Source organism: Amphibacillus sediminis NBRC 103570 (assembly GCF_001552275.1).
In the GTDB taxonomy this organism is placed as follows: domain Bacteria; phylum Bacillota; class Bacilli; order Bacillales; family Amphibacillaceae; genus Amphibacillus_B; species Amphibacillus_B sediminis.
Map to the genome: position 1 here is coordinate 1 of NZ_BCQW01000030.1, position 23,913 is coordinate 23,913.

A 23,913-nucleotide genomic window follows, 5' to 3' on the forward strand; every position below is an offset into this window, starting at 1 on the left:
AAAAGGATGTTCAAAAAGTCACCAAATGATAAGCGTCACATCTCATTGTTGGCTTGTTTTTGCGCGACTCACGTATCTAAAAGGCATACGTTCCGTTGCTCAAAACTTCGCCGCCTCGACCTGCTTGCTTCTAATTTGGCAACCTTTTGAACACGGATTAAAAAGGATGTTCAAAAAGTCACCAAATGATAAGCGTCACATCTCATTGTTGGCTTGTTTTAGCGCGACTCACGTATCTAAAGGCATACGTTCCGTTGCTCAAAACTTCGCAAACACCGTATGCTCCTTACTGCTCTTTTGACTTTTTTGAACATGTCTGACATCGTGTTGATTTCTTATAAAGAAAATTGATTTTTTATATAGAAATTATAGTTCACATTATATATAATAATGTAAGGGTTTTCAATATTTCTTTTAAGTTTATCTGATATATGGGGAGGCATTTATGGTGAGAAAAGCGTTTAAAATGAAAGTTTATCCAGACCAACATGGTGAATATTATCAGCGACATCAAAAATTGTGGCCAGAAATGGAACATTTACTTCGAGAACATGGTGTTCTTAAATATGGCATTTTTTTAGATGAACAATCGAGTGAGTTATTTGCTTATTTGGAGGTTGAAGATCAAAGCAAATGGGATCAAGTCGCATCAACCGAAATGAATCAAAAGTGGTGGGATTATATGGCGCCAATCATGGAAACAAATCCAGATAATAGTCCGATTACGCAGGAACTGTCGGAAATGTTCTATATTGAAAAATAAGGAGGTTACTCATGAATTTAGGTATTCGAGCACATGATATTGAAAACGAAACGATCACGGATCTGGCACAAAAGCTTGCTGAAAGAGACATTCACACGATTCAATTTGCTTTGAAAAAATCGATTAAAGAGTGGAATATCTCAACAGCAAGTTTAAATACTGGCTTAGCTAAAACAGTGGCCAACACTTTAAAAAATAGTCAAGTAGATATAGCTGTATTAGGCTGCTATATTAACATGATTCATCCCGACCCAACCGAAAGAGAACAGGCACTCGATTATTTTAAGGCCCATATTCGTTTGGCACGTGACTTTAACTGCAGTATTGTCGGTTCGGAAACGGGAAATGTCCATGCTGAAATGGGCTATACAACCGATAACTTTACCGAAGAAGCATTTGAAAAAGTTGTGGAGAGTGTCAAGCTGTTAGTAGAAGAAGCAGAACGTTTTGGTGTCATAGTAGGGATTGAAGGCGGGGTTAACCACCCAATATACTCACCAAAAATGATGAAACGTCTCATAGATAAAGTCAAATCAAATCATTTACAAGTGATTCTCGATCCAGTTAATTACTTGACGATCGAAAACCATCAAGATCAGACTAGCATAATTGACGAAGCGTTTGACTTATTTGAGGAGCGCATCATGATTATTCATGCCAAGGATTTTGTTAAACAAGACAATCAGATAAAAGTAGTGCCGGTAGGACATGGGGAGCTAGACTATCATTACTTGTTAAAGAAGATAAAGTCTACTAAACCAATGATCCCGATTCTATTAGAAGAAACAAAAGAACCCCATCTTTCAAAAAGTATGCAGTATCTATTTGACATCGATCAAACTATTTAACTTTACTGGAGGTAACTATAATGAAAAGCTTAAAAAGAGAACTGGTCATTGAAAAAATTGAACAGCTATCCAAGAACCTTTCACAAATTAAAGATGAGACAGGTGAATTTTTATTAGACTTTGATGGCCTCATTGTAGATGATAAAAGTTGGCATGTTTGGAATTGGCCACAGGGTGTTGGCTTATACGGACTTTATCAGTATTGGAAAATGACGAAAAGTGAGACAGCCATTCAAATTCTAAGAGAGTGGTTTGATCAGCGTTTATTAGAAGGCTCACCACCAAAGAATGTTAATACCATGTCACCATTACTAACGATGGCTTATCTTTACGAGGAGGAAAATATAACTGAATATTTACCTTATTTAGAGCAGTGGGCTGATTGGGTCATGCATGAGATGCCGCGAACAGATGAAGACGGTCTGCAACATATGACATACGGACCAGAGAATAAAAACCAGCTTTGGGCAGATACATTAATGATGACGGTGTTACCACTAGCTAAAATAGGTAAGCTCATTAACCGACCAGATTATATCGAAGAAGCCAAAAAACAATTTTTACTCCATATTAAGTACTTGTCCGACAAGAAGACAGGGTTATGGTTTCATGGCTGGACCTTTGAAGGTCATCACAATTTCGCCTCGGCGCTATGGGGACGTGGAAACTGCTGGGCAACCATTTCAATTCCAGAGATTATTGAAATGCTGGAACTAAAAGCAGGTGATTTCCTTTACGATTATTTAGTAGCAACACTTGAACGACAAGTAGAAGCACTAGCAGAATATCAAGATGAGAGCGGTTTATGGCATACGTTAGTCAATGATCCGACATCCTATTTAGAGGCTTCAGCCTCAGCGGGTTTTGCTTACGGTATTTTAAAAGCCATTCGGAAACGCTATCTATCCAAACAATACTTACCAGTAGCTGAACGAGCTATTCAGGGTATAGTAGGAGAAATCAATGAACAAGGTGCATTAGAGAAGGTCTCTATTGGAACCGGAATGGGTGATGATCTCGACTTTTATCGAAATATCGATCAGACAACCATGCCATATGGTCAATCGTTAGCTATCCTCTGTTTAACAGAATACTTATATATCTATGTTTAAAAATATAAGATTAGACAAGTAAGAAATAGTAAGCTTTATGATGCAATTTGTCGGATCGAATAGCGAGTATGGCTTAGCTGATTACTAAGTCAAACAAATGGACACGTAGCCAATAAAAGCTACGTGTCCATATGTATTTAGATTAGAAACGAGCGATAATGGCTCGATCCAAAAATGTGGGGGTGGTTATTACATTATCAAGTCTTCAAAAGAAGTCAAAAAATACACGGATTTCTTTTTTTATTGCCGATGCGTTCAAAGTAAAATCGCTACATTATCAAAGTCCTTTCACTAATAGAGTGGCATTCCTACCACCATATTTGACAGAGAACCTCAACAATTAGCTCTTAGCGGAAAAGCCTATTATACCTTCTGAAATCTTGTTAACAAGCGTCAGCTCTAATCACAATCTATCCCTAATCACTTTGATTAACCCATCCAAAAAACATAACATGATTTCAAGATCAATAGAGTATAAATAAACCAACATATTTATTTTTTTGTTTTTGTTGTTTTATCTTTAATTCTATTGACTAAGAAAGAAAATAAGCATATATTAAACATTAGAAGTTGAAAACGCTTTCTGATCATAGGAGGGATTATGGTGATTGAAAATAAAAAAATGGAGATACATAATAACTTTTATTTGGATGGTCAACCATTAAAGATTATATCGGGTGCAATACATTATTTTAGAATTGATCCAGAATATTGGCAAGATCGATTAGCAAAAGTCAAAGCAATGGGGTGTAATACCATTGAAACGTATGTCCCATGGAATGTTCATGAGCCGAGTAAAGGTGTATTTCAATTTTCAGGTCAATATGATCTGATTCGGTTTATCGAGCTGGCGCAACAGCTTGGGTTATACGTTATTTTGAGGGCTTCACCTTATATTTGTGCCGAATGGGAATTTGGAGGTTTACCTGCTTGGTTGCTAAAAGATCCCGATATGAAAGTGAGAAGTTTATATCAGCCTTTTATCGAACATGTATCCCAATACTTTGAAACACTTATTCCGAAAATAGCCCCTTATCAATGCGATCAGGGCGGACCAATTATTTTAATGCAGGTTGAAAATGAATATGGTTATTACAGTAATGAGAAAGGCTATTTGAATCGAGTGGCAGAACTGATGAAAGCATGTGGTGTTACCGTTCCTTTAGTTACATCTGATAGTACACGAGAAAGTATTCTTCACGCAGGTTCATTACCTGAAAAAGCACTACCGACCGTTAATTGTGGTGCGAATTTAAAAGAAAGACTTGATTCATTAAAAGCAATAATCCCTGATCGTCCGCTTATGTGTATGGAATTTTGGATAGGTTGGTTTAACATCTGGGGTGGTCAACATCAAGTTCGTGATATAACAGCAATAAATAAAGATTTAAAGGATATGCTTGAGCTTGGTCATATCAATATTTATATGGCGCATGGCGGGACTAACTTTGGCTTTATGAATGGTGCTAACTATTATGAGAAGGTTGTGGATGGTTACATAAAAGAAGAATATGCCCCCGCCACAACATCTTATGATTATGGGGCACCGATTGATGAATCAGGTGAATTAACGGAGAAGTTCTATCAATTTAGAGAAACAATTGCTTCTGTCACGGGGCAGTCAGCGACGAATGCTAAAGGTTTAGATCCAGTGCAGAAAAGAGCCTATGGGAAATGGCGAGTCTCAAAAAAAGTGAGTTTATTTAGTGTACTTGATGATCTATCTTCACCACATTATCACGCCTACCCTGTAACAATGGAGCAGCTTGATCAATCCTATGGTTATATTTTATATCGAAGTGAATTAGCGAAAAAGTCACTTAGCCAATCGATTAAACTGCTCGGGACAAATGACCGTGCCCATGTTTTTTTAAATGAAAAGCATCAATTCACTGCCTATCGTGAAACATTTAAGACCAAACAAACACTTGAATTAACTGCGGATTCAACCAATCAGTTGGATATTCTTGTTGAGAATATGGGACGATCCAATTTTGGTCCGTATCTAAATGAACAAAGAAAAGGTATTAAAACAGGGGTAATGCTTGACGAATACCTTCATACAGGCTGGTACCATTATCCTTTACCCTTATCAAATTTAAATCAACTCGATTTTGCCAAGGGTTATCAAGAGGGTCAGCCCGCTTTTTACCAAATTGACTTTATAGTTGATCAGCCTGAAGATACTTATTTAACATTGCCAGGCTGGGGGAAAGGCTGTGTCTTCTTAAATGATTTTAATTTAGGCCGATTCTGGGAAGTGGGGCCACAGCTAAGTTTGTATATTCCTGCACCTAAGTTAAAGCAAGGTAAGAATAAATTAATAATCTTTGAAACAGAAGGAAAAACTTCCGAAACGGTCGAGTTTGTTGAAAAATCAATCATTAAAGCTAATTAAATGGAGGAAATGTTCAAATGAGTGATCAGAAAAAAGTTAGATGCTTAGAAGATTTAGATCGAGGACTTGTGGCTGTAAAGACAGAGTTAGGTGTATTTCTCAGCTGGAGGATTGCCATAACTGAATTTGAAGATGCTGAATATGAAATCTACCGGGACGATCAGTTGATTAGCAAAGTCGATCGTAGCCAGAACAGTAACTACTTAGACAAAGATGGTCAAGTAACGAGTAGTTATATGATCAAAACCATTACCTCGGATGGGGTGTTTGAATCAGCTAAAGTATCTGTTTTAGAACAGGGCTATTTTGATATTCCATTAGATAAGCCGGCCGATGGTATGACACCAGCTGGTGAGTACTATACCTACTCGGCAAATGATTTATCGGTTGGCGATGTGACGGGAGACGGGCGTTATGAAATTTTTGTGAAGTGGTACCCGAGTAATGCTAAAGATAATGCCCATTCTGGCTACACTGGCAATACTTATTTAGACTGTTACACACTAGAAGGAAAGAAATTATGGCGAATTGATCTTGGTGTTAATATTCGCTCTGGTGCACACTATACCCAGTTTTTAGTTTATGATTTTGATGGTGATGGCATTGCAGAGCTCATTTGTAAAACAGCTGATGGAACAATTGATGGAGAGGGAAAGGTGATAGGTGATCAAACAAAAGATTACCGTAACGAGAAAGGCTTTATTCACGAAGGTGCAGAATATTTAACGCTATTCGATGGAGCAACTGGCCGAGCGTTAGATACCATTGATTATAAACCAGATCGAGGCTTGCCAGGAAGCTGGGGCGATTTTGAAGGGAATCGAATTGACCGTTATTTAGGAGGTGTAGCTTATTTAGATGGTGAAAAAGCTAGTGCGATTGTCTGTAGAGGTTACTATACTAGAGCCGTAATCGTTGCTTATGATGTCATCGATAAGAAGCTTGTCGAACGCTGGTGTGCAGATTCTGATCAAAACATTCCAGAACTGGCTGGTCAAGGTGCCCATTCGTTAAGCGTAGCTGATGTGGATCAGGATGGCTTTGATGAAATTATTTATGGTTCAGCCGTCGTTGATCATGATGGCTCCCTACTCTATTCAACTGGCTTTGGTCATGGTGATGCGTTACATGTTGGTGATTTTGATTTAGATAATCCTGGCTTAGAGATTTTTATGACCCATGAGGTGAGTCCACACGAGCATGGCTTTGAATTACATGACGCCAAAACCGGTAAAGTGTTATTTAGTATTCCGTCTGAGTCTGAGGATATAGGTAGAGGAGTAGCTGCTGATATTGACCCAAGATTTAAGGGGGCACAATTATGGGGCTATGCGCCTGATGGCGGGAATCGTGTCGATGGTACAGAGAGCTTCTATACGTGTAAAGGTGAACCGATTGATGGTCCTGTATTGCCTGCAAATTTTGTTATTTGGTGGGATGGTGATTTAGGAAGAGAAATCCTTGATCATGAATTTGATCCTAACATTGAAGCTGGTGTGGGTACGATTACAAAATGGAATTGGGAAACCCAGCAAGCAGATTTACTTTTGCGGGCAGACGGCACATTATCAAATAACGGTACAAAAGGTAATCCTAACCTACAGGCCGATTTATTCGGTGATTGGCGTGAAGAGGTCATTTGGCGTCTGGAAGATTCCAGTGCGTTAAGGGTTTTTACTACGACTGAAATAAGTGAGCATCGTCTTTATACATTAATGCATGATAGTCAATATCGGGTGGCAATAGCTTGGCAAAATGTCGCTTATAATCAGCCGCCACATCCAAGCTTTTATATTGGTTTTGACGAAGCATCAATGGATATTCCTGTCCCCCCTGTCAAACTGATTAGAAAAAAATAATCAAACAGAAGGTGGGTTTATGAAAAAAGTATTAAACCAAATCAGAGCCAAACTGTTGAGAACGCCTTCATATATTAAAGACTATTATAAAAAAAACATTGTTATTCTTTTGCTAATCCTTTGTGTGCCAAGTTTACTGATTGGTACGGCCATTTACTTTTTTGGAGCTAGGCATTTAAAAGATGAAATGATCGCAACACATAAGGAACAAATCAATAATCAAGTTGCTTACATTGATTCACAAATGCGAAGCCTAGAGGTCAACTTAAGTTACTGGTCACATGAAAAATTATTTAGAACTGATTTAGATCAGATCAATTTTCAAGATCAATATCAGCTTGCTGAAGAAATAACGGGGTCGTTATTCTCTAAACAAAATGGCAATAGTTTAATTGAGAGAATTAGTCTATTTATTAATAGTGAGGCCCCGGCTGTATTTAACCCACAATTCCGCTGGATCGATCAGCAGGATTTGACGGATTATCAACGTTATATTTGGCAGGAAGACGCATTTTATTGGGAACGTAATTATTTAAAGACAGACGCGGATGATCATTTATTTCCATTGGCATTGGTAAAGAATATCCCATCTTTTTATCGTTTAGATGACGGGAATCGTGCCTCTTTTATCATTGAGTTGAATCATCAGGCGGTACTCCAAATGATTGATGGCTTAAGTTTATCAAGTGAGGGTTTTTCATTTATTATCGATAAGCATAGTGGCATGATTATCTCGTCAGATGAGAAAAGTTCACAATTCTTTGATGAAGTTTTAATTCATCAAGGATTAGTCAACGGCTCATTCACTACTGATTGGGATGGGACGAACTATTCTGTTACATCAGGTACGATTAGCCGGGTAAATGCCGATTGGCTCTATATGTCTGTTGTCCCCATTTCGTTTATAACGGAGCCAATTAATCGTTTATCGAAAACAATTGTGATTATTAGTTTGGTTGGATTATGCCTTTCATTTGGTATTGCAACGATGACCTTTAGATCGATCTATCGGCCAATTGAGAAGATCCTTGAGTTATTTAAAGGAAGCTCCTCAAGTAAAAGAAAGGATGATGCATTTAATGTTGTTGAATCGAATTGGAATAAATTAAATACTGAAAAAGAAGTATTAGAAGATCATGTTCATGCTCTTAATGAAAAGTTAATCAGTAATTTCTTCTTCCAATTGATAGAGGGGTTTTTGGAAGATCAAAGTGAACTAGAGCTTCGGTTAAGATTAAAGCAATATCAGATTGAGTTAGACCAACATTATATCGTTTATTTAGATATTGAAACGATCAATAAGAAACAGCAAAACTCTATCATTAAATGTATGGAGGAGATCTTTAGTTCGAGTTACCATGTTATCTATTTTAATGACCATTTTGCTGGTGTCGTCTTCATTTTTTCTGATCAAACGAAACATGAAGAACAATTAAATCGACTCTATTCAATTATAAAAGAGGACAGTAAGTATGAAACGACGGTTATGTATTTAAGTCAATCTGTTCAAAAACTTACGGATTTAACTGATGTTGTGGAACAGATTCGGCAGAAGAAATACAAAAAACATGTCTATACCGAAACGGTTTTAATTACAATGCCAGCTACCATTAAAACAATGGAAAAGAGTGGCGATATCTATCCTTTTGAAAAAGAACAACAAATTCTAGTCTCAATTGAATCAGCCGATATTGATCAAACAATTATGCTAGTAAACGAATTTATCACGATTTTATGTGAATATGATGACCGTGCCATTCAATATAGTTTTATTCAATTATATGGCTCGATTCAGTCACGCATTTTGAAAGAGGGTTTTTACCCGTTTGAATTATTTGAAAGTAAAAATGTATTAAAAGAATTTATGCATACATATGATATGGATTGCTTAAAGGAAATATTGATCGACACTGTGATTAAGCCATTTATTAAAGCTATGCAGAATAAGTCAATCAGTAAACAAGATTATCTAGTAAGGAAAGTGATCGACTATATCCATGATCATTATATGTATGATATTTCATTAGAAGAATGTGCAGATGAACTGGGGTTAAACTCATATACTTTGAGCAAATTGTTTAAACACGAAAAAGGAATTAACTTTATTGATTATTTAACAACTTATCGTCTTGATAAAGCTAAGCAACTACTCGTTGAGACCTCAATGAAAATACAAGAAATCTCTGTTGCGGTTGGATACCGGCATAGTTACTTTAACCGTATTTTTAAAAAGCAAACAAACATGACACCTGGACAATATCGAAATACCCATCAATCGTTGCATTGGGGAGAAATGTCTAATTTATAGCAAAGAGGGGATCCGTTATGCTTAATATTTATTTAATCGGCGATTCTACCGTTGCAAACTGTCCTGCATATGAATATCCAATGGCAGGATGGGGACAGTATTTTGATCAGTATTTTGATCAAACGAAAGTAAGCGTTATCAATAGAGCAAAAGGTGGAGCCAGCTCGAATAGTTTCATCGAGGAAGGGCGTTTAAAGCAAATTTTAAATGAATTAAAACCAAATGATTATGCATTGATTCAATTTGGTCATAACGACCAAAAAGAGTATGGTTCCCAAACACCAGAACGCTACCGAAAATATTTAACCTATTATCTTGATCAAATCAGTAAGTGGCAAGCACACCCTATCTTAGTTTCACCTGTGCATCGACGCTTCTTTACGAGTGAAGGCAAGGTGAACAATACATTAGGTGAGTTCCCTGATGTAGTAAGAGAGCTGGCGCAACAGCAATCCATTCCTTTCGTGGACTTGTCGAAGCGGACCAAAGAATTATATGAAGCTTATGGGGTTGAACAGTCTAAACAGCTGTTTACTTGGCTAGCGCCCAATGAACATGCGAATTATCCAGAGGGAATAAAAGATAATACTCATTTTTCGGAGAAGGGGGCAAGGCTAGTTGGAGAATTAGTTTGTCAGGAAATTAAACGGCTAAATCTGCCATTGAAAGCATATATTCGATCTAATTAGAGGTGAGAACATGCAACAGTTTCAATTTGAAAAAGGTGAATTAATCTATCATAACCCATTAGGCTCTGCTGCTGATTTAACCGATTTTAAGATGGAAGGGTCGGTAAAGACAAGCTTTGAATCAGGGCAATTAGTACTGGAAAATGGTATGGATCCAGAGGAGCATGGCGATTATGCCCATTGGGTTTTATGGTGCAAGCATCATTTTCCTGATCAAATTATGATTGAGTGGAAATTTAAACCAATAAAGGAACCTGGTCTATGTATGCTCTTTTTTGCGGCAACAGGTAAGGATGGGGCAGATATCTTTGCACCAGAACTACCAGAGCGCTATGGACATTATCCACAGTATCATTCTGGATCGATAAATACATTCCATCTCTCTTACTTCAGGAGAAAGTGGGAAGATGAACGGGCCTTTTGTACATGTAATTTAAGAAAAAGCGCTGGCTTCCATTTAGTTGCCCAAGGCGCTGATCCGATTCCAACAGTAGCCGATGTTAAATCAGCCTTCCAGCTTAGACTGATTAAATATGGTCCGATCATTCAATTCTCAATTAATGATTTGGTTGTCCTTGAATGGGAAGATGATGGGCAAAGCTATGGTCCCTTGTATTCGGATGGGAAGATTGGCTTTAGACAAATGGCCCCAATGAAGGCTTCTTATCGTCAACTAAATGTTTTTAAAGCCATTAAAGTGAATGAACAAAAAATGGAGTGATCAATATGATTCAAAATGGGGTACTGGGTCGAGTATACGCAGCGTTTGAGTTTGTTTATCGTTTAATTTATTTAAATCTATTATGGTTCAGTTTTACATTGCTTGGAGCAGTTATATTTGGAATTGGACCGAGTACCATTGCTCTCTATCATCTCATTCGTAAATGGTTAAAGAAAGAGTTAGGGAATGACCGTCATATCTTTGTACAGTACTTTCAAGCCTATAAAGCTAACTTTAAATCAGGTAATATCATTGGCTTATCTGTCATGCTATTATTTTTTATGTTCTTAGTAAACTATCGTTATTCAAGTATGCACAGCACATTTATTTTTCAATATATTCAAATTTCAACGCTTATTTTAGCATGTCTAACGACGGTAATCTTAACATATTTAATACCACTCTATGTTCATTATGATCTTAAGTTAAAGGATTATTTTAGTAGGTCAGTCGTTATCGCACTTGCACATCCATTACCAACATTATTAAATATAGGCTGGCTAGTCATGATTGGCTATTTATTTTATCAATTTTTCCCCTTTTCATTATTAGTTGGGGTAAGTAGTTTGGCATATGGTATTATGGGAATTTCGTATTCATCCTTTGTCCGTAATGAACAAATTCGTGAGGAGAAGAAAGCAAAATCTGCTAGTTAATGCTGCATTTAAAACGGTCTTAGCGTTATATGAAAATAATGGTAGAAGTGAACAAAGTAGGACAGAAAAACATCCGTTTTTTGCCGTGGACTTCCTCCAATAGGAATAAGCAACCAGACAAGTACTTAATTTTGAAACAAGACTTTTTTCCATGCTTGCTAGGAAAAGTGCAATGGCTGTCCCCTTTTTACTGGCGAAAGTTGGGTTAGTCATAACATTCATTCTACCAAAATATCAATTGAAAGGAATGCTAAAATGAAACTAAAGTGGCTTGAAGATGCACCTAAAGTGAAAAGTGGTGTAACATTTGGCTTACCGTGGAAAAAGGGTGAATTACCTAAATTAAGATCATTTAGCCTAAATCAGTATAAAGTACAAAGCTGGCCAACTGCTTATTGGCCAGATGGTAGTATTAAATGGACGGCTCATTCAGCGGTAGTCAATCCTAATGAAGTACAAGTATTACAGCTTAAGGAAGAGCACGATACCTCTCTTGTCGAAAACTCAGGACTTACTATCACAGAATTAGCGGATCAAATTGTGATCAACACAGGTTGTTTAAGCTACTATCTATCAAAGTCAGGGCCATATTTAATCAATAAAGTAGTCGATCAAAAACAGGAAACTGTTGCACACAAAGGTAAGTTAATAGTAATTATGCAAGAAAAGCAAATCGTTAGTAACCGTCCTATTACGATTGATAAAGAAATTGATTGTGAGATTCAGCATGTAGTGATTGAGAGGGAAGGACCCCTTCAAGCGACAGTTAAAATAACAGGGACTTGCGGTCAGCAAAATCAATTACCTTTTTCTGTTCGATTCGTCTTTTATCATCAATTATCACGGATTAAAGTTCTGCATACAGTGTTCTACAATGGATGTCCAGAAAAGGATATCGTTAAAGGATTAGGCTTTCAGCTCTCAACTAAGTTAATCGGACAACCCTATAATCGACAGATTCGTTTAGCGACACAATCTGGACTATATAATGAACCGGCCCAACTACTTACATCTAGGCGCTTTCGACAATCTGAACTATATCAAAAACAAATCAAAGGCGACATCATTCATCCTTCTAATTCGGAAAATGATCGATTGACTCAAGCGAAAGGAAATGCGATTTGGCAAGATTTTAAATTTACGCAAATCTCTGCTCAACAAGGTATATTTAGAAAACGAACCGATCGGTCTAATGCTTGGCTTAATATACCAACCATTAGTCAAACGCAAGGTTTACTGTATGCTGGCGGAGAAGATGGTGGTATGGCGATCGCATTAAAAGATTTTAATGAAAAATTTCCGAGTCAGTTAGCAGTCGAACACTTAAATGGAGCTGAAACGACATTATCGATCTGGTTCTGGTCTCCTGATCAAGAGCCGATGGATTTAAGGCACTATTCTAGCTCAACTCATGTCCAAAGTGCTTACGAAGGCTTCGACGAAATGCGAGCAACTCCTTTAGGTATCGCTAATACTAGTGAAGCCTATGTTAGCTTCTTTGATTCACCGCCGTCTAATGAAGTGTTAGCTAGTTTAGCAGATTATTGCCAGAAACCAAGTTTACTTATTTCAGACCCGCATTACTATTATCAGTCAGGGGCGACAGGGGTTTGGCCATTAAAAGATGACGGCAATGATAGCAAAAGGTATTTAGAAGAACAATTAGATCGGCTCATTGCCTTTTATAAAAAAGAAATTAAGCAGCGCCAATGGTTTGGTTACTGGAATTATGGTGATATAATGCACTCTTATGATGCTGTGAGAAAGCAGTGGTTTTATGATATGGGTGGCTATGCTTGGCAAAATACTGAATTAGTGCCGAACCTATGGCTCTGGTATAGCTTTTTTAGAAGTGGAGATGCAGAGATCTTTAGAATAGTAGAAGCCATGACCCGCCATAATAGCGAGGTTGATCGCTATCACTTTGGTGAATATAAAGGCTTAGGCTCACGCCATAATGTTAGCCATTGGGGCTGTGGCTGTAAAGAGGCACGAATTAGCATGGCCTGTTTATATAAATATTATTATTATTTAACAGCGGATGAAAGAATGCTAGAATTGCTAGAAGAAGCTAAGGATGCCGACCATACGCTTGAACATTTAGATCCAATGCGTGAATTTTATCCAAAAGAAAATGAGTTAACTCATGCCAGGATCGGTCCAGATTGGGCCGCGTTTTGTTCAAATTGGATGTCAAAGTGGGAGAGAACGCAGGATTCCACATACTTAGCCAAAATATTAACAGGCTTAGATACAATAAAAGAAACACCTTATCGTCTCCTATCAGGACCTACCTTCCAATATGATCCCAAAACGGCCGAATTAAGCTATATGGGGGTGGGAAATGAGGGTGGCTACCATATGATTATTGCCTTTGGTGCCCCACAAGTTTGGTTAGAATTAGCCGACTTATTAGAGGATGAAGTGTTTAAGGATATGATTGCAGAGTTTGGTCAAGTTTATGCTATGTCAGACCAAGAAAAACACAATTTTTCAAACGGTAGCTTAACTAATCATCATTTTAATTGGCCTATGTTTGCTAGTGGCTTAATCGGTTATGCTGCATCAAGATTCAATGATGCGAAATTAGCAGAAAAGGCATGGGAACTGCTACTAAATCCAAGCTTAAGTGGTGTACAGCTCCCTATTGAACGGCAAATTTCTAATAACTGGGCAGTATTAACAGAAATTCCTTGGGTTACAACAAATGTTGCCTCGCAATGGAGTTTGAATCTGATGTTATGCTTAAGGTTTATTGGTGACTATTTAGATGAAATTACTGATTAACTTCATTTACAGAAGTCTCCCCACTTGTAGAAGTGGGGAGATAAATGCAAATATGTATTCACATTCAGTGGGAGTACAAACCCCGGCTGAATAAAGTTAAAGCCTCCGGCGGATGTCACAGATTTTCAGCGGGAATTTACCGCAGTGTAACTGGCTGGGGCTGCGATTACTTGCCCCATCGAAGGGCTTTTGTAAGCCCCCCAGTTCAGGAAATAAGGGAACACGTCATGTCTAAGTCGACGATCCAACAACCAGTAACGGCCCGATTGGTTCAACTAATGTTCAGTGGGGGGAAAACCCCACTGAACGAAGTTTCACTTATCGGGTTAGCCTGATAAAATCTGGTGACAATCCGCCAAGGCAGATTTAATTAGTACTAATCCTCTCTATGACTGACAAGGAGTGAATTAACATGCAAACCATTCATATCTGCTTTCCAGAAGGCAAGCACAAAGTTCTAACTTTTAGTTATGATGATGGACGAGGAGCAGATAAAAAGCTCGTTGAAATATTTAATAAATATGGCATGAAAGGAACATTTCATTTAAATTCTGGTTTTATCAATCCAAACAATAAAACCCGAACCTTTCATCATGATTATATTCAAGCATACGAAGTAGCGAAGCTGTATCACGGCCACGAGATAGCCTGTCATACGGTAACACATCCAACTATTGCACGAACACCTATTGAACATGTCACGCTACAAGTAATGGAAGACCGGCGCTTTCTCGAAAAGATAACAGGCTATCCGGTTCAAGGCTTTTCCTATCCTAATGGCTCTTATAATGAGGAAATCAAACAAATGCTTCCACATACAGGGATCGAATATGCCCGAATAGTGGGAAGCTCAGCACAGTTCGCTATGCCCAATGATTACTATCAATGGCAAGCGACCTGCCATCATAATCATCGGCTATTAGAATTAGGTGAAGCATTTAAGTCACTGAACAAAGCACAATATTTATACATGATGAGTGTATGGGGACATAGTTATGAGTTTGATCATGATGATAACTGGCATCTAATTGAGCAGTTTTGTGCAAATATGTCGAGTCAATCTGATATTTGGTATGCGACGAATATTGAAATGGTACGTTACATGAAAGCGGCTAATCAGCTTGTGCTGGGAATTGATGCAAACGTTGCCTATAATCCAACGGCAATTCCGCTTTGGATCAGTATTAATGGCGAAATAAAACGAATTCCTCCTGGTGAAACGATCGCAATAAAGCCTAGTAAGCAAATTGTCCTTATTGGAGACTCCACTGTTCAATCCTATCATGATCAAGCAGAACCGAAAGCAGGTTGGGGACAATATATAGATGATTATTTCTCTGCACAGCTTCAGTTTGCGAATTACGCGATCGGTGGAAGAAGTGCTAAGTCTTTTATTGAAGAGGGGCGTTTAGCTCAATTAGATGAGGCGATCAGCAAGGCTGATTATGTTTTTATCCAAATGGGTCATAATGATGCAAATAGAGCCAAGCCTGAACGTTATTCTAATCCAAACACTGAATTTAAAGGGTATTTAAAGAAATATATCGCGTTTGCGAGAGAAAGAGAAGCGGTGCCGTTTTTAATCACACCAGTCCCTACCTTTACAAAAGAAAATGGGCACTATAAAAATAATTTTCAGGCATATTGTCAAGCGATCAAAGCAGTAGCGGAAGAAGAAAAGGTTCACTGTATTGATTTAATGAATGCGGCGATTCATTATTATCAACAGCTCGATGATGACCAAGTGAAACGGTTTTACCTTTTAGCATTGGGCTATGATGATCGTACCCATTTCACGAAAGAAGGCGCACGTGTGATTGCTTCGCTATTAGCACAAGAACTAAAACAACGCGATCCAATCTTTTTAAATGAATCACTTATTTAACTTCATTCAGTAGAAGGCTCTTACTTCTAAAAGTGGTGAGATGTATGACTATTTAAGTTCCATTCAGTGGTTCAACCCCCACTGAACGAAGTTTCACTTTATTGAGCTTTGCGCGATAAAATATCAGCGCATTTGATGTAAATTTGATTATTCGAAATACAGAGCGGAACAATGTACTTAGAAACAGCTTCATATGTTGAATAATCAATCAAAGAACAGCATCGCTAAGGCGAGAACGATGAAAGAAAAGCCTTAAATCTCCGACTTCATGTCTATTCTGCCGAAATTTGAACTAGATGCTTCCTGTTAACACAAGTGTAACCGTTAACTTTAGCTCACATTAAATCAGGCATTGAATTTATTTCCTGGGAAATGCAAAAATTGGCTAGCCAAAAAAGTATAAGTTAAGCAAGGAAGTGGAAACCCACGTATTATCTGTGTTTTTCACTTCTTTATTTTGTGCAAAAATCTATTATTGCAGGAAAAATGTAAGCGTTTTAATCTATAAGGGTGAGATGGTTAAGCCATTTCAAAATTATAATGATTGAAGGAGTGAAAGGTAAATGCGTTCACTTAAAAAAAGGGGAGTTTGGTTAGTTGCTATTTTATTTAGTTTATTTTTCATCGTAGGATGCGGTAATGATGACGATGATACAGCATCGAATGATGGCGGAGGTAGCGATGGCGAAGAAAAGGAGTTTTTTGAAGAAATAAAGATAATGGCACCAACTTTTGAAACGACAGCACCACCAGCTGATAATGATTGGGAATTAGCGGTTGAAGAATTAACAGGGAAAAAGATTAATATGAACTGGGTGCCGAATGTTTCCTATGAGGATCGTATGAATGTTACGTTAGCCTCAACTGACATTCCACATATTATGGTCATTCAAGGAAAAACACCGGGCTTTTTAAATTCAGCAGAAGCAGGTGCATTTTGGGAATTATCGGATTATCTAGATGACTATGAACATCTAAGTCAATACAATGAAGACATTCTGCGTAACTCATCGGTAAATGGAGAGGTCTATGGTATTTATCGTCACCGTGACATCATGCGTTCTACAGCTATTATTAGAAAAGACTGGTTAGATAATTTAGGGCTTGATGTACCAGAAACAATTGATGATTTATATGATGTCTTACAAGCTTTTACCTACAATGATCCAAATGAAACAGGTGCCGATGACACATTTGGTTTAATTATTCCAACTTGGTATGGAACATTGGATACACTCTCTATTTGGTTCGGAGCGCCAAACGGGTGGGGAATTGAAAATGGTAAGCTCGTTCCAGCCTTCACTACAGATGCGTATGCAGAAGCACTTGAATGGACAAAGGATCTTGTTGATCAAGGGCTAGTTAATCCAGACTTTACCACGTTAAGTCCAGATGATTGGAACAGTGTGATGTTTAATGGTAAAGGCGGCGTGATTATTGATACTTATTCTCGTGCGATGCAAATTAATAATTTATTTGTCGATGAAACAGGAAGTACAGATCCTGACGAGTATTTTGTAGAAATTACCGGAACACTTCTATCGCCAGACGGAGAGGAATATGGTCAGCCTACTGATGGCTATTCAGGATTTTTGGCTATCTCTAAAACGAGTGTTCAAACAGAAGAAGAATTACATGAAATACTAGCTTTCTTGGATACCTTGTGTTCAACCGATGGAATAAATATACTTAGCCATGGTATCGAAGGAGTTAGCTATGAATTAGATGAAGATGGCTACCTTGTACCAATTGAGTCGGAGGAAGCGGCCGCTCTTAAATCATATGAAATGGGTCAGATTTCTATGTATGGTGAAGGAATGCATCAAATGAGAGGCGATAGTGCATTAGCTCAAAAAAGATATCGATTAATGGAAGAGAATGAAGAAAAAGCTGTCTTTAATGAAGCAGCCCCACTTGTTTCCGAGGTCTATACGACTAGAGGAACACAACTAGACGATATTATTGAAGATGCACGAATTCAATATATTGCCGGACAAATTGACCAAGATGGTTGGAATGATGCAATTGATCTATGGTATAACAGTGGTGGTCAAGAATTAATTGATGAATTAAATGAATTGTATCAAAACATGAATTAAGCCATCATATCAAAAAGGGTGACGAATTTCAGTCACCCTTTTCTAAGAAAGAAAGGTGAAATGATGAAAGCCTTAATGATAGGTAAACCAAAAGATAAAGCAAACAAAAAATCATTTACCGAAATATTAAAGGTGATGTGGATTAGAGATAAATGGTTATATGTTTTGCTTATCCCTGGTGTTTTATATTTTTTAACGTTCAGATATGCGCCTATGTATGGTGTTATTATTGCATTTAAAAATTATGTCCCATTTTTAGGCATTCAAGATAGTCAATGGGTAGGACTCGAACATTTTACTTCATTTTTTGGTAGTCCAGATTTCCTTAGGTTATTAGGCAATACCCTGTGGATTTCATTCCTAAGTATTGCCATTGCATTTCCTGCCCCGATTTTCTTAGCTGTTCTTCTAAATGAAGTCAGATTTTCCATATACAAAAAGCTAGTCCAAACGTGTATATATATCCCACACTTTTTATCATGGACGATTGTTGTTGGATTAACACACCTTTTGTTCTCAATCAATGGTGGGGTTATTGTCGAAATGGTTGAAGCACTGTTTGGAACAAGGATTAATTTTTTAGCAGACCCTGAGTGGTTTAGGCCAATGATTATCCTCCAAGGGGTATGGAAAGGAACCGGTTGGGGAACGATTATTTTCTTAGCGGCGCTAGCCAATGTCTCGCCTGAACAATATGAAGCAGCCATTGTCGATGGTGCCGGAAGATTTAGACGAATTTGGCATATAACATTACCGGCAATTAGAGGGACGGTTGTTATTATGTTAATTTTAACAATGGGGTCTGTCCTAAATACAGGATTCGATCAGATCTTCTTGATGACGAACTCCCTAAACAGAACGGTAGCTGATGTATTTGATACCTACGTTTATAATGTCGGGATTACCAGAGGATCGTACTCATACAGTACTGCTGTAGGATTGTTTAAGTCAGTTGTCGGGATCATCTTAATTTTAACAACAGATTTTATCGCAAAACGCGTAGATAAAGAAAGTGGTCTTTTTTAAAGAAAGGAGTTTGAACAACAATGAGTGACCTCCATAAACTGCACAATACCAAGCCAGGGCGTGTTTTTGATGTCATCAATCTCATTTTTCTAGGATTGGCAGCGATTATTACCTTATTACCGTTTGTCTATGTGGTGGCTGGTTCGTTTGCAACAGAATCGGAATTGGCTAGACGTGCCTTTTTCATTATTCCAGAAACGTTTACGTTAGAAGCCTATCGATATATTTTTACTTCAGAAGCGTTTATCCGAAGTATTATCGTTACAGTAGGTGTAACAGCGGTAGGGACACTGGTCCAATTATTCTTTACCTTTACAATGGCATACCCACTTGCCAAAAGAAAATTGCATGGAAGAAAATTGTTAATTAATATGGTTGTTTTTGCCATGCTATTTAGTGGTGGAATGATCCCAACCTTTTTAGTTGTACAAGGTTTGGGCTTAATTGATTCTTATTGGGCTCTAGTTCTACCAGGTGCGATTAATCCATTTAACCTTATTATCATCAAGAACTTTTTCCAAAATTTCTCTGTTGAGTTAGAGGAATCAGCCAAAATAGATGGGGCTTCAGAAATAGGGATTTTTTGGAGAATTGTTTTACCACTATCGAAACCTATTATTGCGACCTTTGCTTTATTTTATGCTGTTGGGATTTGGAATGATTTTATGAGTCCATTACTCTACTTAAATGATAGTTCAAAGTGGACATTGCAACTATTATTAAGACAAGTCACGATTTCATCTGACCCCAATGCGTTAGGATCCTTAGATCCAGACTATATTCCTCCGGCAGAAGGGATGAAACTAGCTATTATTGTTATTGCAACATTACCAATTATGGCTGTCTATCCGTTTCTACAAAAGCATTTTGCTAAAGGTCTACTCATAGGCTCAGTAAAAGGGTAAAGTGAAAGTGCAACAAAGACAGACTTGTGTATCATAAGCTGAACGTCATCCAAGTAACGAGATTAGATGTAGTGACCGTTCCAGTCAGGGGAACGAGCGCATGGCTATGTATGGCCACGAGCTCGTTTTCCTGACTATTTAGGTTAGTGTTAGTTATCTTTTTTCGCAGTGTAAATGGATGGGGCTGCGATTACTCGCCCCATCGAAGGGCTTTTGTAAGACTCTCACTTCAAGAAAGAAGGGAACATGGTGGGAGAGCCAACAGCCAGTAAGTGCCCGATTGGTTCAACTAACGTTCAGTGTGGGAGAGAGGAAGCTGATTAAGTTTCGCGACGTCGTGTCGTAACGTCTGCACGAGCACATCCTATTCCGTCGAACCCCCACTGAACGAAGTTTTACTTTATGATGCAAAGGATCACTTATAAAAAAGTGGATTACTTTTTAATAGTTTTTTAACTTTTTTCTGCTATTAACAATGGATAAACTTCTTTATAATCGTTATGTAAGCGATTTCTAAGAAAATGGAGGCAATAGTATGAAAAAGAAAAGTCTTTTATTTCTATTCATGTCAGTACTACTTTTAATGGTAGCCTGTAGCGAAGCTGATCAAGGCTCAGGTGATGATGTGGAGCAAGATGATAGTGCAAGTAATGGTGAGACAACAATTCGGGTTGCATGGTGGGGGAACCAAGAACGTCATGATATGACATTAGAGGCAATCGAATTATTTGAAAGCATAAATCCAGATATAAAAGTTCAACCTGAATATACAGGTTGGGATGGCTATTGGGAACGATTAAATACACAAGCCGCAGGTAATAATTTACCTGATGTTATTGCAATGGACAATTCCTATTTAAATGAATACAACAGCAATGATTTATTAGTCGACCTTGCTCCATTAATCAATGATGGTTCAATCAATTTAGCTGATGTTGATGATGTCTATCAGGAAATTAATCATGATGGAGATCGCGTGTTGGCTGTGGCATCAGGTGCTAACGCACTAGCACTTGTCTATAATGTGGAAATGCTTGAGGAGTATGGGGTGAATCTTGGGCCTGGCTACACGTATGAGGACCTCTATCAAATAAACTTGAAGATCAAGCAAGCTAAAGAAGAGGCAGGCGAGGAGTATTTAGGCTACGATTTTGCCAACGCTGAATATGAGTTATTTAATAATTATGCTAGACAAAATGGTATGTCGTTTTATAATGCTGAAGGAAATGGTTTAGGTTTTGAAGAGAGCACTTTAGTTGAATATTTTGAATGGGTACAAAGCATGGTGGTCGATGGAGCGGCTCCTTCACATGATATCATGATGTCATATATAGAAGGTGGAAATTCGATGGTCCAAGAAGGGACTTCAGCGATGCAAACAGCTGCAAGCAACCAAATTATTGGGATCGCACAAGGAACTGAATATGAGTTAGACCTAGCTATTTTGCCATCATTAGATGGACAACATGCTAATTTTATTAGACCGAGTATGTCATTCTCTATTACTCAACATTCACAACACCAAGAAGCTGCTGCTAAATTCATTGATTTTATGACAAATAATTTAGAAGCTAATGAAATTCTTCAAGCTGAACGAGGTGTACCAATCTCAGCGGCTGTCCGTGAGCATTTAAGTGATAAGGTACCTGAATCTGTTCAAAAAACCTTTGACTTTCTGGAACTAGTTGCAGACTATACAACCGAAGCTGATCCAATTGCCCCACCAGGGGAAACGGAAGTGCGTGGTGCCTTTAGTCGGATTATTGAATCATTAAAATATGATCAAATCACACCAGAAGAGGCAGCGAGTCAATTTATCCAGCAAGCAGAAGCTGTATTGAATTAATGAATAGCTGGCGGCTAGTTAGCTTTAGCTAGCCGCTATAAAAACCTTAAGTAAAATTTAGAGCTCGTTTAGCTACGAAGAAAATCGGTGGTGAATAATATGACAAAAAGAAAGAACGTAACAGCTAGCTTAACATTAGAGTCAGCGCGTACTAAGCACGATAACTGGTCTGGCTTTTTAAGCATATCACCCTGGTTAATTGGATTTATTCTATTAATACTAGGGCCGATGATTGCCTCGCTATATTTATCTTTTACCGATTATAATCTCTTGTCCTCACCTAATTGGGTTGGACTGGAGAATTATCGAAATCTATTTAGTGATGCACGTTTTCTCAAATCACTAGAGGTAACCTTTAAATTTGTTTTTATTTCAGTTCCATTAAAGTTAATTTTTGCATTGGCTTTAGCAATGCTATTTAATACAGGGCGGAAGGGAAGCTCATTTTTCTCAGCTGTTTATTACATTCCTTCTATTATTGGTGGGAGTGTTGCTATTGCGGTAGTATGGAAGCAATTATTTGGTCGTCAAGGCGCGATCACACAGATTTTATCTGCTTTAAATATAACCGATACCAACCTAATCGGTAATCCTAATACAGCCTTATTTGTGTTAATTCTGCTCGTTATTTGGCAATTTGGCTCACCGATGATTATCTTTTTAGCGGGTTTGCGTCAAGTACCAGCTGAATTATATGAAGCTGCCAGTGTGGATGGAGCAAGTAAAATAAGACAATTCTTCAGCATTACTTTGCCGATGCTGACACCCGTTATCTTCTTCAATTTAGTTATGCAAACCATCTCAGGCTTCATGACTTTTACCCAGTCTTATCTCATTACAGGTGGTGGGCCATTAGATGAAACATTATTTTATGCGGTTTATCTGTATGAAACGGCCTTTGAATATTTAAGAATGGGCTACGCCTCAGCAATGGCATGGGTATTGCTTATCGTTATTGCTGCCATTACATTTTTATTTTTCTTGACATCTAAGTATTGGGTGTTTTACCAATCAGAAGGAGGTCGTTAAGATGGCGAAAAATAGGCGACTTCTTGGTGACATTGTTTTTTACGCTTTTGTGATCGGGATCGGTATTGTGATGATTTATCCGATTTTATGGATGATTGCTAGTTCTTTAAAACCTGCAGCCGAGGTTTTTAATAATGCGATTTCTTTATGGCCAAGTGAATTTGTTTGGGAAAATTACCCGAGCGGTTGGGCTGGCTTTGGTGGAATCGGTTTTGCAACATACTTTAAAAATTCAATTATCATTACAACCATTGTGGTAATTGGTACACTTTTAACGGGTAGTATCGTGGCGTATGGTTTTGCCAGATTAGAATTTAAAATGCGCAACATTTTATTTGCCTGTTTAATGGCAACGATTATGCTTCCCGTTCAGATTACCCTTATTCCACAATATATCATTTTTAATAATATTGGTTGGGTCAATACGTTCTATCCACTTCTATTACCAGGTTTAATGGGTGGGCAACCGTTCTTCATCTTTTTACTGATTCAATTTATCCGCGGTATACCACGGGAACTCGATGAAGCTGCTATTGTTGATGGTTGTTCTAAACTAGGTATTTATTGGCGTATCATTCTACCTTTATTAAAACCTGCACTCGTAACGGTTGCATTGTTTTGTTTTATGTGGACATGGGATGATTTCTTAGCACCATTGATTTATTTAAACGATGCAAGTCTTCATACCGTAACGATTGCCTTACGCAATTTTATGGATACACAAGGCAGTACATCTTGGGGACCGTTATTAGCGATGTCCTCGTTATCCTTATTCCCACAGCTGTTGATCTTTGCCTTTTTCCAAAAATATTTAGTCGAAGGGATTGCAACAACTGGGCTAAAATAGCAGATAATATTTTTCTTATTTAGGCTGCTTATGTTAAGAGCATTCAAATCTAAGTGCAGGTACGTGTGCCTTTTTATCGTTCGGCTTGTAATGGCTATCGATATAGTAAAGATCACGCTAAAAGCGTGAGCGGGT

17 protein-coding genes are annotated in these 23,913 nt (G+C 37.9%); all 17 read left to right on the forward strand.

Features of this window, described 5'->3' with window-relative positions:
* Nucleotides 1–445: 445 nt before the first annotated feature.
* The 17 genes from rhaM (at nt 446) to ASE01S_RS13615 (ending at nt 23,778) form a co-directional block, all read left to right on the forward strand.
* Nucleotides 446–763 (forward strand): L-rhamnose mutarotase, encoded by a 318-nt coding sequence (rhaM, locus tag ASE01S_RS13530; RefSeq protein WP_067843487.1) that lies wholly within the window; start codon nt 446–448, stop codon nt 761–763.
* Nucleotides 764–774: 11 nt separating this feature from the next.
* Complete coding sequence (locus tag ASE01S_RS13535; protein ID WP_067843489.1) at nt 775–1,611, forward strand: sugar phosphate isomerase/epimerase family protein; 837 nt, start codon at nt 775–777, stop codon at nt 1,609–1,611.
* A 20-nt stretch (nt 1,612–1,631) separates the two neighbouring features.
* Entirely contained in the window at nt 1,632–2,723 is a 1,092-nt protein-coding gene (gene bglB / locus ASE01S_RS13540; protein WP_067843490.1) for a beta-galactosidase BglB, read from the forward strand.
* A 604-nt stretch (nt 2,724–3,327) separates the two neighbouring features.
* Nucleotides 3,328–5,121, forward strand: a complete 1,794-nt coding sequence (locus ASE01S_RS13545; RefSeq protein WP_245630386.1) for a glycoside hydrolase family 35 protein — start codon at nt 3,328–3,330, stop codon at nt 5,119–5,121.
* A 17-nt stretch (nt 5,122–5,138) separates the two neighbouring features.
* The gene (locus ASE01S_RS13550) at nt 5,139–6,980 is read left to right on the forward strand and encodes a rhamnogalacturonan lyase (protein WP_067843492.1); all 1,842 of its coding nucleotides are present in this window, start codon (nt 5,139–5,141) and stop codon (nt 6,978–6,980) included.
* A gap of 19 nt (nt 6,981–6,999) precedes the next feature.
* Entirely contained in the window at nt 7,000–9,288 is a 2,289-nt protein-coding gene (locus tag ASE01S_RS13555; protein ID WP_067843494.1) for a helix-turn-helix domain-containing protein, read from the forward strand.
* 17 nt (nt 9,289–9,305) lie between these two features.
* On the forward strand, nt 9,306–9,977 hold the full coding sequence (locus ASE01S_RS13560) for a rhamnogalacturonan acetylesterase (RefSeq protein WP_067843496.1): 672 nt from the start codon (nt 9,306–9,308) through the stop codon (nt 9,975–9,977).
* Between the two features lie 10 nt (nt 9,978–9,987).
* On the forward strand, nt 9,988–10,698 hold the full coding sequence (locus ASE01S_RS13565; RefSeq protein WP_067843499.1) for a DUF1961 family protein: 711 nt from the start codon (nt 9,988–9,990) through the stop codon (nt 10,696–10,698).
* A 5-nt stretch (nt 10,699–10,703) separates the two neighbouring features.
* Nucleotides 10,704–11,354: a YesL family protein gene (locus ASE01S_RS13570; protein ID WP_067843502.1), complete on the forward strand. Its 651-nt coding sequence runs from the start codon at nt 10,704–10,706 to the stop codon at nt 11,352–11,354.
* A gap of 255 nt (nt 11,355–11,609) precedes the next feature.
* A complete protein-coding gene (locus tag ASE01S_RS13575) occupies nt 11,610–14,141 on the forward strand; it encodes an exo-rhamnogalacturonan lyase family protein (RefSeq protein WP_067843505.1) in 2,532 nt (843 codons plus the stop codon).
* 412 nt (nt 14,142–14,553) lie between these two features.
* Nucleotides 14,554–16,026, forward strand: coding sequence for an SGNH/GDSL hydrolase family protein (locus ASE01S_RS16415; protein ID WP_169793110.1), 1,473 nt, complete (start codon nt 14,554–14,556; stop codon nt 16,024–16,026).
* A 563-nt stretch (nt 16,027–16,589) separates the two neighbouring features.
* Nucleotides 16,590–18,125 carry an extracellular solute-binding protein gene (locus tag ASE01S_RS13590; protein WP_067843512.1) on the forward strand — a complete coding sequence of 512 codons (1,536 nt, stop codon included), beginning with the start codon at nt 16,590–16,592 and terminating at the stop codon, nt 18,123–18,125.
* A gap of 63 nt (nt 18,126–18,188) precedes the next feature.
* Nucleotides 18,189–19,151 (forward strand): ABC transporter permease, encoded by a 963-nt coding sequence (locus tag ASE01S_RS13595; RefSeq protein ID WP_083512152.1) that lies wholly within the window; start codon nt 18,189–18,191, stop codon nt 19,149–19,151.
* Nucleotides 19,152–19,171: 20 nt separating this feature from the next.
* On the forward strand, nt 19,172–20,056 hold the full coding sequence (locus ASE01S_RS13600) for a carbohydrate ABC transporter permease (RefSeq protein WP_067843516.1): 885 nt from the start codon (nt 19,172–19,174) through the stop codon (nt 20,054–20,056).
* 535 nt (nt 20,057–20,591) lie between these two features.
* Nucleotides 20,592–21,902, forward strand: a complete 1,311-nt coding sequence (locus ASE01S_RS13605) for an ABC transporter substrate-binding protein (RefSeq protein WP_067843519.1) — start codon at nt 20,592–20,594, stop codon at nt 21,900–21,902.
* Nucleotides 21,903–22,001: 99 nt separating this feature from the next.
* Nucleotides 22,002–22,931 (forward strand): carbohydrate ABC transporter permease, encoded by a 930-nt coding sequence (locus ASE01S_RS13610; protein ID WP_067843522.1) that lies wholly within the window; start codon nt 22,002–22,004, stop codon nt 22,929–22,931.
* Between the two features lies 1 nt (nt 22,932).
* On the forward strand, nt 22,933–23,778 hold the full coding sequence (locus ASE01S_RS13615; RefSeq protein ID WP_067843525.1) for a carbohydrate ABC transporter permease: 846 nt from the start codon (nt 22,933–22,935) through the stop codon (nt 23,776–23,778).
* The last annotated feature ends 135 nt before the right edge of the window (nt 23,779–23,913 follow it).